24 protein-coding genes are annotated in these 12,390 nt (G+C 28.2%); 3 read left to right on the top strand and 21 right to left on the bottom strand.

The annotated features are described in order from the left end of the window. Window positions 1-318 precede the first annotated feature (318 nt). From KGF48_RS19300 to KGF48_RS19235, 15 genes are all read right to left on the bottom strand, one after another. Window positions 319-1,044 carry a phosphoadenosine phosphosulfate reductase family protein gene (locus KGF48_RS19300; RefSeq protein WP_227868472.1) on the bottom strand — a complete coding sequence of 242 codons (726 nt, stop codon included), beginning with the start codon at window positions 1,042-1,044 and terminating at the stop codon, window positions 319-321. Window positions 1,045-1,048: 4 nt separating this feature from the next. Then, a complete protein-coding gene (locus KGF48_RS19295; RefSeq protein ID WP_227868471.1) occupies window positions 1,049-1,288 on the bottom strand; it encodes a hypothetical protein in 240 nt (79 codons plus the stop codon). Between the two features lie 108 nt (window positions 1,289-1,396). Beyond that, window positions 1,397-1,732 carry a hypothetical protein gene (locus KGF48_RS19290; protein WP_227868470.1) on the bottom strand — a complete coding sequence of 112 codons (336 nt, stop codon included), beginning with the start codon at window positions 1,730-1,732 and terminating at the stop codon, window positions 1,397-1,399. Continuing rightward, a complete protein-coding gene (locus KGF48_RS20460) occupies window positions 1,716-1,850 on the bottom strand; it encodes a hypothetical protein (RefSeq protein WP_021362347.1) in 135 nt (44 codons plus the stop codon). The genes KGF48_RS19290 and KGF48_RS20460 overlap by 17 nt, the downstream gene beginning before the upstream one ends. Window positions 1,851-1,858: 8 nt before the next feature. After that, complete coding sequence (locus KGF48_RS19285; RefSeq protein ID WP_227842514.1) at window positions 1,859-2,119, bottom strand: hypothetical protein; 261 nt, start codon at window positions 2,117-2,119, stop codon at window positions 1,859-1,861. Window positions 2,120-2,133: 14 nt separating this feature from the next. After that, window positions 2,134-2,376, bottom strand: coding sequence for a hypothetical protein (locus tag KGF48_RS19280; RefSeq protein WP_227842515.1), 243 nt, complete (start codon window positions 2,374-2,376; stop codon window positions 2,134-2,136). A 31-nt stretch (window positions 2,377-2,407) separates the two neighbouring features. Continuing rightward, the gene (locus tag KGF48_RS19275; protein WP_227842516.1) at window positions 2,408-2,572 is read right to left on the bottom strand and encodes a resolvase; all 165 of its coding nucleotides are present in this window, start codon (window positions 2,570-2,572) and stop codon (window positions 2,408-2,410) included. A gap of 57 nt (window positions 2,573-2,629) precedes the next feature. Then, on the bottom strand, window positions 2,630-3,559 hold the full coding sequence (locus KGF48_RS19270; protein ID WP_227842517.1) for a DnaD domain protein: 930 nt from the start codon (window positions 3,557-3,559) through the stop codon (window positions 2,630-2,632). Window positions 3,560-3,573: 14 nt separating this feature from the next. Beyond that, window positions 3,574-4,476 carry a phage recombination protein Bet gene (gene bet, locus KGF48_RS19265; protein WP_227842518.1) on the bottom strand — a complete coding sequence of 301 codons (903 nt, stop codon included), beginning with the start codon at window positions 4,474-4,476 and terminating at the stop codon, window positions 3,574-3,576. After that, entirely contained in the window at window positions 4,469-4,744 is a 276-nt protein-coding gene (locus tag KGF48_RS19260; RefSeq protein WP_227842519.1) for a hypothetical protein, read from the bottom strand. The genes bet and KGF48_RS19260 overlap by 8 nt, the downstream gene beginning before the upstream one ends. 78 nt (window positions 4,745-4,822) lie before the next feature. Further along, window positions 4,823-5,140, bottom strand: coding sequence for a hypothetical protein (locus KGF48_RS19255; protein WP_227868469.1), 318 nt, complete (start codon window positions 5,138-5,140; stop codon window positions 4,823-4,825). Window positions 5,141-5,152: 12 nt separating this feature from the next. Then, window positions 5,153-5,380 (bottom strand): hypothetical protein, encoded by a 228-nt coding sequence (locus KGF48_RS19250; protein WP_021387459.1) that lies wholly within the window; start codon window positions 5,378-5,380, stop codon window positions 5,153-5,155. A 101-nt stretch (window positions 5,381-5,481) separates the two neighbouring features. Continuing rightward, the gene (locus KGF48_RS19245) at window positions 5,482-5,811 is read right to left on the bottom strand and encodes a helix-turn-helix domain-containing protein (protein ID WP_227868468.1); all 330 of its coding nucleotides are present in this window, start codon (window positions 5,809-5,811) and stop codon (window positions 5,482-5,484) included. Window positions 5,812-5,848: 37 nt separating this feature from the next. Beyond that, the gene (locus tag KGF48_RS19240) at window positions 5,849-6,487 is read right to left on the bottom strand and encodes a BRO family protein (RefSeq protein ID WP_227868467.1); all 639 of its coding nucleotides are present in this window, start codon (window positions 6,485-6,487) and stop codon (window positions 5,849-5,851) included. After that, entirely contained in the window at window positions 6,480-6,656 is a 177-nt protein-coding gene (locus KGF48_RS19235) for a toxin-antitoxin system HicB family antitoxin (protein WP_021396644.1), read from the bottom strand. Before KGF48_RS19235 ends, KGF48_RS19240 begins: the two co-directional genes overlap by 8 nt. Before the next feature lie 122 nt (window positions 6,657-6,778). Here KGF48_RS19235 and KGF48_RS19230 point away from each other — a divergent pair, with 122 nt between their 5' ends. Next, entirely contained in the window at window positions 6,779-6,946 is a 168-nt protein-coding gene (locus KGF48_RS19230) for an Arc family DNA-binding protein (RefSeq protein ID WP_021396640.1), read from the top strand. Between the two features lie 11 nt (window positions 6,947-6,957). Here the strand turns inward: KGF48_RS19230 and KGF48_RS19225 are convergent, their stop codons facing one another. Genes KGF48_RS19225 through KGF48_RS19210 form a run of 4 tightly spaced genes read right to left on the bottom strand, consistent with a single transcriptional unit; the run spans window position 6,958 to window position 8,171 of the window. Further along, entirely contained in the window at window positions 6,958-7,095 is a 138-nt protein-coding gene (locus KGF48_RS19225) for a hypothetical protein (RefSeq protein WP_175324598.1), read from the bottom strand. Window positions 7,096-7,151: 56 nt separating this feature from the next. Then, a complete protein-coding gene (locus tag KGF48_RS19220) occupies window positions 7,152-7,346 on the bottom strand; it encodes a phage antirepressor KilAC domain-containing protein (RefSeq protein WP_255642562.1) in 195 nt (64 codons plus the stop codon). A gap of 11 nt (window positions 7,347-7,357) precedes the next feature. Then, complete coding sequence (locus KGF48_RS19215) at window positions 7,358-7,918, bottom strand: BRO family protein (protein ID WP_227868466.1); 561 nt, start codon at window positions 7,916-7,918, stop codon at window positions 7,358-7,360. 58 nt (window positions 7,919-7,976) lie between these two features. Continuing rightward, complete coding sequence (locus tag KGF48_RS19210) at window positions 7,977-8,171, bottom strand: helix-turn-helix transcriptional regulator (protein ID WP_196337413.1); 195 nt, start codon at window positions 8,169-8,171, stop codon at window positions 7,977-7,979. Window positions 8,172-8,347: 176 nt separating this feature from the next. On the opposite strand from KGF48_RS19210, the gene KGF48_RS19205 reads away from it, so the two are divergent. Beyond that, complete coding sequence (locus KGF48_RS19205) at window positions 8,348-8,731, top strand: helix-turn-helix domain-containing protein (RefSeq protein WP_227868465.1); 384 nt, start codon at window positions 8,348-8,350, stop codon at window positions 8,729-8,731. A 10-nt stretch (window positions 8,732-8,741) separates the two neighbouring features. On the opposite strand, the gene KGF48_RS20455 is transcribed toward KGF48_RS19205, so the two are convergent. After that, window positions 8,742-8,876 carry a hypothetical protein gene (locus KGF48_RS20455; protein WP_255642561.1) on the bottom strand — a complete coding sequence of 45 codons (135 nt, stop codon included), beginning with the start codon at window positions 8,874-8,876 and terminating at the stop codon, window positions 8,742-8,744. A 597-nt stretch (window positions 8,877-9,473) separates the two neighbouring features. Beyond that, a complete protein-coding gene (locus KGF48_RS19200) occupies window positions 9,474-10,847 on the bottom strand; it encodes a cell wall-binding repeat-containing protein (protein WP_227868464.1) in 1,374 nt (457 codons plus the stop codon). 262 nt (window positions 10,848-11,109) lie between these two features. Between KGF48_RS19200 and KGF48_RS19195 the strand changes: the two genes are divergently transcribed. Next, entirely contained in the window at window positions 11,110-12,228 is a 1,119-nt protein-coding gene (locus KGF48_RS19195) for a site-specific integrase (protein WP_227841854.1), read from the top strand. The last annotated feature ends 162 nt before the right edge of the window (window positions 12,229-12,390 follow it).

The following is a 12,390-nucleotide window of genomic DNA, read 5'->3' as shown; positions in this document are numbered from 1 at the left end:
GAGCTGTATATGTTCCCTTTTTCCCATTCTCTTGTTGTCTGCCAAGTCACTTTGAACTCTGTAATAACTATATTGACCACTCCTTTTTATAAGTCAAAGTAAGTCTATAACATTCTAGTTTCATTCACAAACTTACCTTGACTTTATTTTTATAAATATCTTTCTACTTCCTTCTCTAACCAATTCTCATATGCTATATCACAATCTTTACTTTCACAATCTATCTTAGTGTTTTTGCAACTACCACAAATCTCTTTACTAAATCGCTTATAACTTCTGTATCTGCAATATTCTTTGACTCGCACATTTCTTTATTAGTCATATGCTCACCTTCTCTGTTTGAAAGAAACTTATCTGTCTTTCATTTTCTATATCTTCATTTCTAAATCGCTTTTCCAAGTCATGTACTGTAGTTCCATCAGCTCTGAAAGTTGTTGGGCTATCTCTATCTAACTTAAGCATACCCCCCCACAAATCGGGGTAATATTTTCTTAAAGTTCTAAGACTCTCCAAACTTTGTTTAGGGCATAGATAACAACCTGTTCGTTTGAATCTGTGATGAATCTCATAGTAAAAACCTTTTTCTTCTAAATACTTCAAACAATCACTTTCGGTCATTTTTGCTTCAAATAATGGGGCTATACAGTTTTTTTCTAGTCTTTTATATCTATTAGGTTCATCAAAGGCAATTCCAATATACCTCTTATGTTCACCTAATTTATTAAAATATTTGTTGGCAGGAGCAAGCTTTAATCTACTATTGCACCATGCCCCTAAAAGATAAGGAAAACCCCATATTTGCCCTTTACGCTTACCTCGCTTATTAACAGTATAAAAGTATTCTTCAAAGTTTTTTTCTGCTTTAATTCTTGTTATTTTAAAGTTTATTCTTTTCTCAAAATCATCTATTATGTTATAGATTTCATCAAACTCTATTCCTGTATCTATAAATACAATTTCATCAAGAGGTAATTTCTTTTCTAATATTAAAAGAAGCATTGCAGCCGAATCTTTTCCTCCACTAAAACTTGCAATATACTTCATAAAATCACTCCTTGCATTTTCTAAATGATTCAACCACCATTTCAGTCTCTCCACAAGTATCTTCTACAAAGTCTATTTGTCTCCCATTAAATTCTCTTATATAATCTGCTATATCATATATTCTTTGACACTTTTGTTCTATACAGTTACAAATATCATTTATATTTATTTCGTTTGGAATTTCAACTATAACTTCATGTTCTAAAGTCACTTTTTCCTCAAACTTAATTTTATATTTTTTCATTTTAAATACTCCTTTATTTCATTTTTGAGAGTCACAAAACACTTCAACAATAATTTATACTAAAAGACATTTTGCAACTCTCTAAACTGTTTTAATTAGATATTTCTTCTATTCAAATATAAGTTCTTCGCTATCAAGCCACTTTTTAATACCATCTTCACAATCATATTCAATATCATCAATCTTACAGTCATAAATACAACATTCGCATACCTTTTTATCATGTAAAAAATCTATTAATCTATTGATGAATAGTAACTCTTTCTCTTGTAACTTTTCTTTAAGACTTTTATTTTCTTCTCTTAACACACTGATTTCATTAAAAACATCTAAAAGTAACTTTGAATCAATTTCATCATTTTCATTTAAATTCAATCTATACTCATAAACCCTGCCAGCTATAAAACTTCCTATTACTAATATCACACTAGCTAAGATATTCACTTTTAATCATCTCCTCATATTCTTCTCTAGCCTTATCTATAGCAATAAATATATCCTCTCCATTGTCATACAACTCTTTTGCTCTTTTGATTGTATATTCAGTCCTTGAAACTTCCATTATTCCTCCTAAATATATTCAGCTTTCCACCCATCCCTAGATACTTTTTTAGTTCTAGCTAAGTAGCTAGGAAAGTCGCTACTATGCTTTACAAATTCACTTGCTTTTATAGCACTTTCAAACTCTCTAACTTCTCCTGTATTGATATTTGCTATTCTTATTCTTTTACAACTTGTTAATTTTTTTCTTAACTTTTCACCATGTTTTATTTTGTTTGCTTTCTCAACTTTATTAAAGAAAGTATCTATATCCATCCAAACTTTAGCCATGTTAAATCTCTCCCTTATTTTAAAATACCTAAAATTTTATATCTCATTGATTTTGCTACACCTGCTGATAAATGCAATATCTTAAGCCACAACATTTCTCTTTGTAGATACTCCCATCCAGATACTATTTCAAAAGTAGCTTTACCTTCATACTTTACTCTCTCAAACGGATTGTCTATTTCTGTACTCTCGAACGTTACTTCTTCAGTTCTTGTATCATTTATCTCAAAACTTCCATTATCACATTCACATTTCACTTTCGGACCTCCTATATTTCAACTAGACTCTTTATACTTCTTCTTTTACAAAATACTCTACACAGCTAATACTCTTATTGTTTTCCTTCTCTTTATCGAGTCTTACTGTATAACCTGCTTTTATAAGTAATCTTGCTATTTCTAATCTATCTGCATCATTTAAAGACCCATTTTTTTGTGCATATATTTTACCCATTTTGTACCCCCTTTCTAGGAAGTAAATATCAATATATTACTTCCTAGAAGTTTAATTTTATTTGAACTTAGCATCTTGACTTTTCTTAATTATGTTATCTAGTTCATCCTCTGAATACTTAGTAAATGTTTGTTCAAAGTTGGCAAACTTATTCTTGCTCAACTGGTTATTAGTTACTTTTTTAGTTTTCTTATTTTCATGTTGCAATCTATATGATTCTAGTTGCTCATATGTAGTTATATTTGCATCCTTCCATTTTTTAAGGATTCCTTTTAAGTATGCTAGATTCATATTCATCTTTTCAGCACATATCTCTATAGCTCTTTTAAATACTCTTATATCTACTTCATTAGATACTTCTAATAACCATTCAGCTGTAACTGGATATATTACTCCTATATTTTCTTCATAGAGCTTCTTAAATTCTTTTAAAAAGTTATCCACAGGTTGCTTTCCTATATACATATTATTAATACTGTTACTATTAATACTGTTACTATTAGTGTCCATATTTTCCGTGTCCGGCTGAGTCGTGTCCGGAAAAGTAGGACATGGTTCCATGTCTACATTTTTAGGATATGGTTCCGTGTCTTGCTTTTTAGGACATGGCTTTTTCTTCTTTTTCTCTTCTTTTAAACCTCTCTTAGAAATACATTCTTCTATATAGGTTCTATCAAATACTATTTCATATATATTGTTTTGCATCTTACCTTGTTTGGATTTATTCTTATGAATCCTTATATAACCACTCATTTCTAGCTCTTTTTTGTACTTTGTAAATGTGTCTTTTGATATATCTAGTTCATAACAAATTAAATCTCTAGATGGAAAACATGTTCCATCATTCCCTGCAAAACTAGTTAGATATGAATACAGCATTCTAGCACCAACTGTCAACCACCTATCTCTTGCTATTATTCTTGGCATAAGACCATATCCACCACTTAATATATTTAATTTCTCTAAAACTGACTTATCTTCTTTCAAGGTGTCTCACCTACTTAATCAACATTTATAGATTCTTCCATACTTATTTGGTAATCTATATTTTCAACTTCTTCTTTTATTTCAACTTCATCCTCTTTCACCTCTTCAAACTCAGCATCTATAAAATCATCTTTTGGTTCATATTCACTTAGTAATTCAATTAATTCATCTACTTCTTCAAATTTTAGTTCTTTTAAATCAAATCCATTACTCTCACAAAATTCTTCTAACTTTGATGTATCTTTTTTATTCTCATAATCATACAAACCTTTCATTGATGCTAACTTAAGTATTCCTTGTTTTTGTGATGGACTTGCCTTACCTATTTCAATAGGCTTTTGAGGTAATTTATCGGGTACAGTCTTTATTTCTGCACTATCATATAATCCTTGTAAATCCTCTGGAAATGCTTCTCTTAAAGCTGTAACAATTGCACATTTTCTTATCATTACACAAGGCATTTGTTTCCAAGTAGCTTGGCTCTTTGAATACTCTTCTAAAGACACTACAGACTTTGTAGGAAACCTCATACCTCGAACTGATACTTCACACCATCCACCGATTAGTTCTTCTTGTGGTAGCTTTAAACTGCCCTCCCTTTCAAATACTTCTCCATTTTTATTTACAGTTACTATTCCTGCTTTCATACCTTCAAAGTTGGGATTTTTATTTGCTCTTTTTACAAATACATCTTTACCAACTACTATATTTGCTGGTGAATTACCAAACTTTATTAGATATGCTTCTTTTATAAATGGATTTAACTTTTGAGCCTTACATAATTCTATAAACATTAGAACTTCTTGGTCGGTTACATTTCCGTTACCACTTACTAAATAATTCTTTACTGTTGTATAATCAAGTATTTGACCCGATTCTAAAGTACATGTTGCTAATTCTAAAGCCTTGTTATTCATTTTCTAACCCCTCCATCTCCCTTATATTTCTTTTTAAAACGCCTTCCCATCCATCTATATAGTCTCCATATAATCCATCTGATTTTTGTTTTTCTAAATCTTTTTTAAACTGCTCTATTGTCCAATTTTCTTTATGCCTTTTTATACAATATTCTAGTCCTGCAATACTTCCTAAAGCTTGCTCTGCTTCAATTCCTTCAAATCTAGTAAACTTTAACATGAATAATCTATCTTCTAAATCCTTAATTATTTCATTTCTTGTTTTCATTTCTTCCCCCTTGTGCTATAATATAGCTACATAAATTTGATGTACTTTTGAATTGAGCCAGTCATGATGGCTCTTTTCTTATATCTGAACATCTATAGGTATATCTCTTTCAAGTTCTTCTGAAATTAATTGAAATATCTTGTAATCCTCACTTTCTTCATATTCTTTTATTTCAATTTGTGTATCTATGATTTTTAGTAATGACTCAGCAAATATTTTTAATCTTTCATTTACACTTTTTTCTCTTAAAGCATTACTTAGCTCTATTTCATCTGATATATCTCTTTTTTCTTTTTTTCTGAGTTTTGTATAAAGTTGCTCATTTTTATTTATTTCTAAATTAGCTCTATTTAGTTGTTGCTCTACTGCATTTCTCACTATAATTAAACTTTTCATGATTAATCCCCCTTAATTTAGCATTTCAATACAATAATCATAGCTTATTGCATCATCTATAGTTATAGACGATTGTACTAAATCATCTAATTCTTTATCAAAATAAACTACTGTTAATTCAAATTCTTGTGATTGAGTTATTATACAATCGCTTTCAAAACCAAATCTTGCACATGTTACTCTGATTGCTTTACCTGCTTTAAGAATTTTTGTAGGAAATTTTACTTTAAGTATTTTCATATCACTATCCCCTTATTGTATTTTTCAAGACCTTCAAAACTCGCTTTCTTATTATATTGCTTACAAAACTGTACATAAGCTATTAACACCTTTACACTCAACTAAATCACCCCCTTTCTCTTTTTCAATACAGCTCTATCTTTCAGTGCATTTTTCATTACGTATTCTTCAAAAGAAATTAAATCTATCCTATATGAACTCCCCAAAGGAATTACAGTATAATGGTTTTGTGCCATTGCTTCCCTTATCATATTTCTCGCAGTTGCATCTGAAACTTTTAAGTACTCTCTAAATTCTTTTACTGTAACTAAATCCATTCTTTTAATTCCTTCTCTATCTAAAAACATCTTAATGATGTCTGTTGTATCGTCTCTTCGCATTAGCTCTTGCACTAAGTCTTTTGTATCTATGAATTGTAATGCTGTACTCATTTTTATACCTCCTTTATATATTTTGAATATTCTGTATTCAGTTTTCAAAGTAACTCAACTGCTTGTATGGTCTCTCTGACTTTATAACTCTTATACAATCATCTATAATTTGTATTAGATTACTTGAAGTATCAAAGTCTATATCTTCCCATTTCTCAACACCAAGGATTAAAAATAATCTCGCTTTTACTTGGTTATATTCTTTATTTGCCTTATTTATATCCAATCTATTTTTTATGTATCTAGAATATTGTTGTTTCTTAGAACAAGTTATCTTGCACATCTTTTTATATTCTTTTATTGTTCCTTTTAAATCTCCTATAGTTCCTGTAAGTTCTGTTATTACATGCTGTTGTGCTTGATATTGACCAGTTTGTCGAATAGTTGGAAGCACTTCATCAAATACCCAACTCTCAAACTTTTCTGCATTTGGAAGATTTGACCCTACTATTAATCTGTAAACATCACCCTCAGTTATCAAAGCAATCTTAATACCATTAATTTTAAACCCCTCGTGTTTCACTACCCCTTTACAATGTCTTAAAATTGCATCATTAGTATTTTTATAACCTAAAGACTTTGCAACATCTTTTCCCACAAAATAAGGCTTATTATCAATCTCTGCCATTCTTATTTGTCCAAACTCCATCTTTTCAAATATTTGTAAGTTATTCATACTTATCAACCTCCTGTTCATCTTTTAAGTCTTGCAAATCCTCAAATTCTTTCCATAAGATATTTATTATAAAAGCATTTTTACTTAATCCTTTTCTTTGAGATTGTCTATGTAGCTCTTCATTTAATTCGTCTGGCATTCTAACAGTTACTCTCTTTTTTGCCGTCACTTTTGAACCACCTCCTTGTTTATTATATTACTATTGCGTCACCTTTGCGTCAATACTTTTTTTGAAAGAATTTACGTGGTATAATAGTGACATCATTTAGACTTAAGGAAGGTGCTATATTTATGCCATCAAAATTACCTAGATACACGCTTAGAATAGATAATAATCTACTTGAAAAAATCAAGTATATAGCTGAAAGTGAAGGTCGTTCTGCCAATAAAGAAATAGAACAATTAATCAAAAAACATGTTGAAAGTTATGAAAAAATAAATGGTAAAATTAATGTTTAAGTTAATAAAAATTAAATATTTTTTAAATTCTTGCTAATCACTGATAGTATGTACTCATTTACTGACATACCTCTTTGATTAGCTTTTTCTTTGCACTTATTATATAATTCTTCTGTAATACTCAAGGTATATTTCTTTTTATTACTCATGTAATCACTTCCTTTTCAAAATATTCTGTATTTAATTTTCAAGGTACTGTTATGATTTAACTTAACATTGATAATTGTTCTTCTTCTTCCTTTAATAATCTTTTTAGAATGTACTCTTGACCTTTTCCTGCAACTCTTGTTGTTCTATAAGTAAATACACCAGTTGATGTTTCTCTAGTACCTTCTACAGTTTCTAAATAACCTTTTTCCACTGCAAATTGTTTTGGTTCAGTTGAATTTTTAAATACCAAACCCCATATTCTTAATTTTTCATATAGCCTTTTTCACCGATTATTATCCCGTTACTTTTAGAGATTACTTTTGCTACCTCTCTCACAAGTAGACTATTTTTTGAGGATGCTATTTGATTGATAAATCTATTTTTTTCTTCCAGTTCTCTATTTTTACTTTCTATTTTCCTTTGAGCTACTTGTAATGCTCTTGCCATGATTTCGTCATCTGACATATTATTTGTTGTATGTATATATCCTCCAGTCTTACGAATTTCTTTTAGTATCTTTTTAACTTCTTTTTTAAATTGTTTAGCAATTGGTTTTCTACTTTGCATCAAAACCTCATACAATCCATCTTCTGTTAAAAATAATTTATTTCCACCACTATTACTATTTGTAATAGTCACTTTTTCATCTTCATCTATACTCATTAGCATTTTAGAAGTATTATAGTATCCTTCGCTTGTCTTACTGTAATCTATCCATTCAGCTACATCTCTAGCTAAAAATAGTGGATTTTCTAAAGTTCCATAAACTTTAAATTCTTTACCTAATAATTCTTGTTCTTTGATTGTTTGTAAATTATTCATATTTAAAGCTCCTTTCTTGTAATTTAAGTTTTTTATGTTTTTATACTCATATTGAGTATCAAGTATTCAAAAAAATTTCTTTTAAATCTTTCCCAAAATACTCAGCTATTGCAAGTGCTTCTTTTATTGTAAACCTTCTAGCACCATTCTCTTTACTTGCATATGTTGTTATCTTCATTCCAATGTTGTCTGCTACATCTCTCTGTCTTAAATTTTTTTCTTTTCTAAGTTCTTTTAAAGTATAATTTTTCACTTCTTATCACCTCTCAATTCCGCGTTTTGAGTATCGGTATATTTATATATTAATACGCATTTTGCGTATTGTCAATACTTTATTATAAAAAAAATTCATTTTGCGTAATTAATACACAAAACGCGTATTTTGTAGTAAAATAACGATTAAGATTGATTATAACGGGGGAATATAAAATGTATTATGAAGAAAATGTCTTTGCTAAAAGATTAAGAGATGCTAGAGAAGAACTCGGTTTAATGCAAAAAGAAATGGCTAGTAAATTAAATATGCCAACTACAACTTATAATGGCTATGAAACAGGAAAAAGAAGTCCTTCATTGGATATTGTTAAGCATATAGCTGACATGTTAGATATATCAACTGATTATTTATTAGGAAGAACTAACATAAAAATTAATATTTCTAATTTGAAAGAAGAAGAATTAATAGAAAAATTAAATCCTACTGACGACATGAGAGAATTATTAGAACACTTTAATAAACTTGATGAAGATTCTAAAGATAAAGCTTTAAAAATAGTTAAACTTTTTTCTGAAGAAAATAATTCTAATAAATAAAAAAGAGGAACTAATCCTCTTTTTTTATGTTTAGTAATGGTTCTAATTCTTCTTTACATTCACTATACTTTATCTCATCTTTCCTTTTTAAATTTTCTAACTCCTCATAAAAAATTAATAGTTTATAGCAAATTTCTTCTTCCATACTATTATCCCCCTATCAGAACTTATGTTCTTATTTTTAGTTAAAAAGTCCCAACAAATTTTAAATAAAAATCATGTAATTACACCCTTTCAACCCCCGAAATATTTTTAGACTATTCAGAATTGTCTTTGATAATTATCTTACTTACATGATAATACTTTTGTTAAATATATGCAATAAAAAACTCGTAATTGTAATAAAAAACGCAGATTTTGTAGACAGTTGGTTATTTTTTCCAATTTTATATATTATTAATCGAGTTTTTAATTATATTTTTTTATTAAATCATCTTTTTATAATGATTTTTATAATATATTATAATTTTAAATTTGCAATAAAAAAGTTACAATAAATAGAAATCTTCTTCTACTCATTGTAACTTCTTAAATTCACCACTTAGTTAATATAAAACCGAAATTAAGTTGTGACTTTCTAGCAAATAAATTTACATTTACATACCACATAGTTAATATAAAACCTGATTTAGCCATACCTATCTATTTAATGCTAGGACTCTTTACATACCACTTAGTTAATATAAAACGAAAATAAAAAAATTAAACTTATAAAACCCTTATTAATTTACATACCCACTAGTTATTTATATTCAAAAAAATCTTCTCCATCTGGATTATAAAATAATATTCTACTTGCCAAACCTTGTTCATATTTATAGTTTTCTTTATCACCTACATAAGAAAATGTTAATGTCATACTTCTTGACGGGTCTAGGGAAATTATATCTAAATAAATAGTACATTTTTCTCCTGGTTTTAATACACTAAAACTATTAAAATCCATTTTTATTTTAGCATATTGCCCCATATATAATGTTGAATTAGCTTCTCCATAAACTTTTAATTTTGTTATATCTAAATTTTGTGTACTTGTATTTTCTATATTTATAGGAACTGTTGGGTCTTTATATTTTTCAGTATAATATTCAAGGTTATCATCATAACATTCAAGATAACTTCCTTTGTCTTGCCAAATTATGTGCTTTGAATCAAAATCAACCTTTAATCCACATATTATATTTTTATTTGAAGATGGAAGACTAATATTATTAATGGTATTTTCACACTCTAGAATAATTTTATCACTTAGATTTCCTATCCCTGTTACTTTTGCAGCATTTTTAAGTATATCTTTATTACTTCCAATATCAACTAACACAATTGGAGTATTTTTAGCCATTGTAGAGCCAACAAGTGCATACACTAAATCAGTTCCACTTGCAATATAAAATTCTTTTAAACCACTATAGAACTTATTTATTATCTTTTTATTAGTATCATATCTATCAGTTCCGCCCAATCTAGTTGAATTAGTATCATTAACTAGTTTGTCATTCATTGATGAAGTACCACCTATTACATAACTTTCCACACCATTTGTATTAAATGGCACACTTTTTCCATCAGTTAATACTATAGCTGCTTTATCTCTAACTGCTACAGGTGCAGCACTCATTGCATCAGGTTCTCCTTTAAAAGCATTAGTCAATATCACTTTATTTACTTTATTAATAGAATTTATTTCTTTTGCTACATTATAACTTGTCTTAATCCTATCGCTACCTTGAAGTCTTTTAGTCTCTATTCCTTTATCTTTTAGAAAAGTTTCTGTTGCTTTATCAATAGAACTTTCTCCACCTATTATGTATACCTTTTTAGCTTTTTCTACTCTTTTAAGAGTTGCATTAGGTATATTATTTTTCTTAGTTAAAAGAATTGGTGCATTTGTTGCTCCTGCAAGCCCACTCGCACTTAATCCATCAGCCATTGTACTATCTGCATTTATAAGTATTGCAGTAGTATAACTTTGTTTGTCAGCTATGATACCAGCAGTTTCGTATTTATCTGCTCCTTGAATCTTATCAATTTTATCAAGTGCATTAGCTGATATAGGAAAACCAGCAATAAACATTGACATGGCTAACCCTAGTGATAATAATTTCTTTAATTTCACAATATCTCCCCCTTTTATATATGAAATACCATACATCTTAATAATTCTACATTTAATTTTCTTTTCCTTCTTTCACAATATTTATCTTTCTGTTAATTTAAGAGTATACAAATACGTGTTATAATGTAACTGTAAAGAATTAATAATATGAAAAAGAAGCTCTAAGACTGTGCCTGTATGGTATTGTATGAAATAAGATAATGACATAATTAGAGCAGTCCAACTGTTCTTTTATATAAAAACTTATAAAGGGAGTGTACATATGAACATCAAATCAGCTTTTATAAGAAAAAGGGGAGAAAAATTTCATGTATATGTGGAGTATATGGAAGAAGAAACTGGTAAAAAGAAACAGAAAAGTTATGGAAGTTACGAAAAGAAAAAGGATGCTGAGAAACATTTAATTGAAATAAAATCTACTATAAACAATAATAAATTTGTTGCTCCAAGCAATATTACTGTAGTTGATAGATGCGTCAAATATTTAGAAGATAAAAAAATAAATTTCTCTCCTAATACGTTAAAAAACCGAAGAGATATAATAAAAAATCAAATTCAGCCATTTTTTGATGAAATGAAATTAACAGATATTACACCTTCTATATTACAGACTTATATAAACACTATATATAATAAAACTGCATTAAACTCTGCAAAAAATATAGTAGGTTTTTTAAAAGCTGTATTAAAAGAAGCATATAGACTGAAAGAAATACAAGAAAATATATGCGAATTTATAATAACACCAAATAAAAGGGATACTACGACACACAATTTTTACACTAAAGAAGAAGCTAAATCCTTATTAGAAAAATCTAAAGATACTATTTTATCTATCCCTATTTATCTAATGTTAACGCTTGGATTACGTTTTGGAGAAACTGTAGCTCTTAGATGGTCTGATATAGAACTTGATAAGAAAACTATACATGTAAATCAAATTTTAGTATATGTTGATAGTGTTGTAAGTTTTAAAGAACCTAAAACATCGAAATCAAAAAGAACATTATCAGCACCTGATGAATTAATAAGTTTATTAAAAGAAGAAAAGCTAAAACAAAACAAATTAAAATTACAAGGAATATTAAAAAATGAATTAGACCTAGTATGTCTAAACTCAAAATTTAAACCTTGGACTCAACCAAATTTTTGTATACCTTTCAAAAGACTATTAAAAAATAATAACCTTCGACACATAAAGATACATGAATTAAGACATACAAATGCAAGCTTACTTCTTCTAGCTGGAACTAATATAAAAATAATCTCTGAAAGATTAGGACATACAGATATAAAAATAACTATGAATAGATATTCTCATATTTTAGACGAAATGGATAAAGAAGCCTCTGAAAATATAAGTAATGTTCTCTTTAAATAATGTTCAGTTTTATGTCAGTTAAATGTCAGTAATCATCATATTTTTCTTAAATGTCAGTTAAATGTCAGTTATATATATAATAATACATAATAGTAAACAACCGTATTTCACTACTATTTACTATTATTTAATAGTATTTATAACTCAGATTTGATATAATAC

The organism is Clostridioides sp. ZZV15-6388 (genome assembly GCF_020657755.1).
GTDB lineage: Bacteria > Bacillota > Clostridia > Peptostreptococcales > Peptostreptococcaceae > Clostridioides.
Note: the sequence above shows the minus strand (reverse complement) of the source record. Positions and strands in the feature narration are given on the sequence as shown.

Bases quoted from the DNA above. Each gene is read 5' to 3' on its own strand.
- KGF48_RS19300 (WP_227868472.1), bottom strand. From the start codon at position 1,044: ATGAAGTATATTGCAAGTTTTAGTGGAGGAAAAGATTCGGCTGCAATG.
- KGF48_RS19295 (WP_227868471.1), bottom strand. From the start codon at position 1,288: ATGAAAAAATATAAAATTAAGTTTGAGGAAAAAGTGACTTTAGAACAT.
- KGF48_RS20460 (WP_021362347.1), bottom strand. From the start codon at position 1,850: ATGGAAGTTTCAAGGACTGAATATACAATCAAAAGAGCAAAAGAGTTG.
- KGF48_RS19285 (WP_227842514.1), bottom strand. From the start codon at position 2,119: ATGGCTAAAGTTTGGATGGATATAGATACTTTCTTTAATAAAGTTGAG.
- KGF48_RS19275 (WP_227842516.1), bottom strand. From the start codon at position 2,572: ATGGGTAAAATATATGCACAAAAAAATGGGTCTTTAAATGATGCAGAT.
- bet (WP_227842518.1), bottom strand. From the start codon at position 4,476: ATGAATAACAAGGCTTTAGAATTAGCAACATGTACTTTAGAATCGGGT.
- KGF48_RS19260 (WP_227842519.1), bottom strand. From the start codon at position 4,744: ATGAAAACAAGAAATGAAATAATTAAGGATTTAGAAGATAGATTATTC.
- KGF48_RS19255 (WP_227868469.1), bottom strand. From the start codon at position 5,140: ATGAAAAGTTTAATTATAGTGAGAAATGCAGTAGAGCAACAACTAAAT.
- KGF48_RS19250 (WP_021387459.1), bottom strand. From the start codon at position 5,380: ATGAAAATACTTAAAGTAAAATTTCCTACAAAAATTCTTAAAGCAGGT.
- KGF48_RS19245 (WP_227868468.1), bottom strand. From the start codon at position 5,811: ATGAGTACAGCATTACAATTCATAGATACAAAAGACTTAGTGCAAGAG.
- KGF48_RS19240 (WP_227868467.1), bottom strand. From the start codon at position 6,487: ATGAATAACTTACAAATATTTGAAAAGATGGAGTTTGGACAAATAAGA.
- KGF48_RS19230 (WP_021396640.1), top strand. From the start codon at position 6,779: ATGCCATCAAAATTACCTAGATACACGCTTAGAATAGATAATAATCTA.
- KGF48_RS19225 (WP_175324598.1), bottom strand. From the start codon at position 7,095: ATGAGTAATAAAAAGAAATATACCTTGAGTATTACAGAAGAATTATAT.
- KGF48_RS19215 (WP_227868466.1), bottom strand. From the start codon at position 7,918: ATGAATAATTTACAAACAATCAAAGAACAAGAATTATTAGGTAAAGAA.
- KGF48_RS19205 (WP_227868465.1), top strand. From the start codon at position 8,348: ATGTATTATGAAGAAAATGTCTTTGCTAAAAGATTAAGAGATGCTAGA.
- KGF48_RS20455 (WP_255642561.1), bottom strand. From the start codon at position 8,876: ATGGAAGAAGAAATTTGCTATAAACTATTAATTTTTTATGAGGAGTTA.
- KGF48_RS19195 (WP_227841854.1), top strand. From the start codon at position 11,110: ATGAACATCAAATCAGCTTTTATAAGAAAAAGGGGAGAAAAATTTCAT.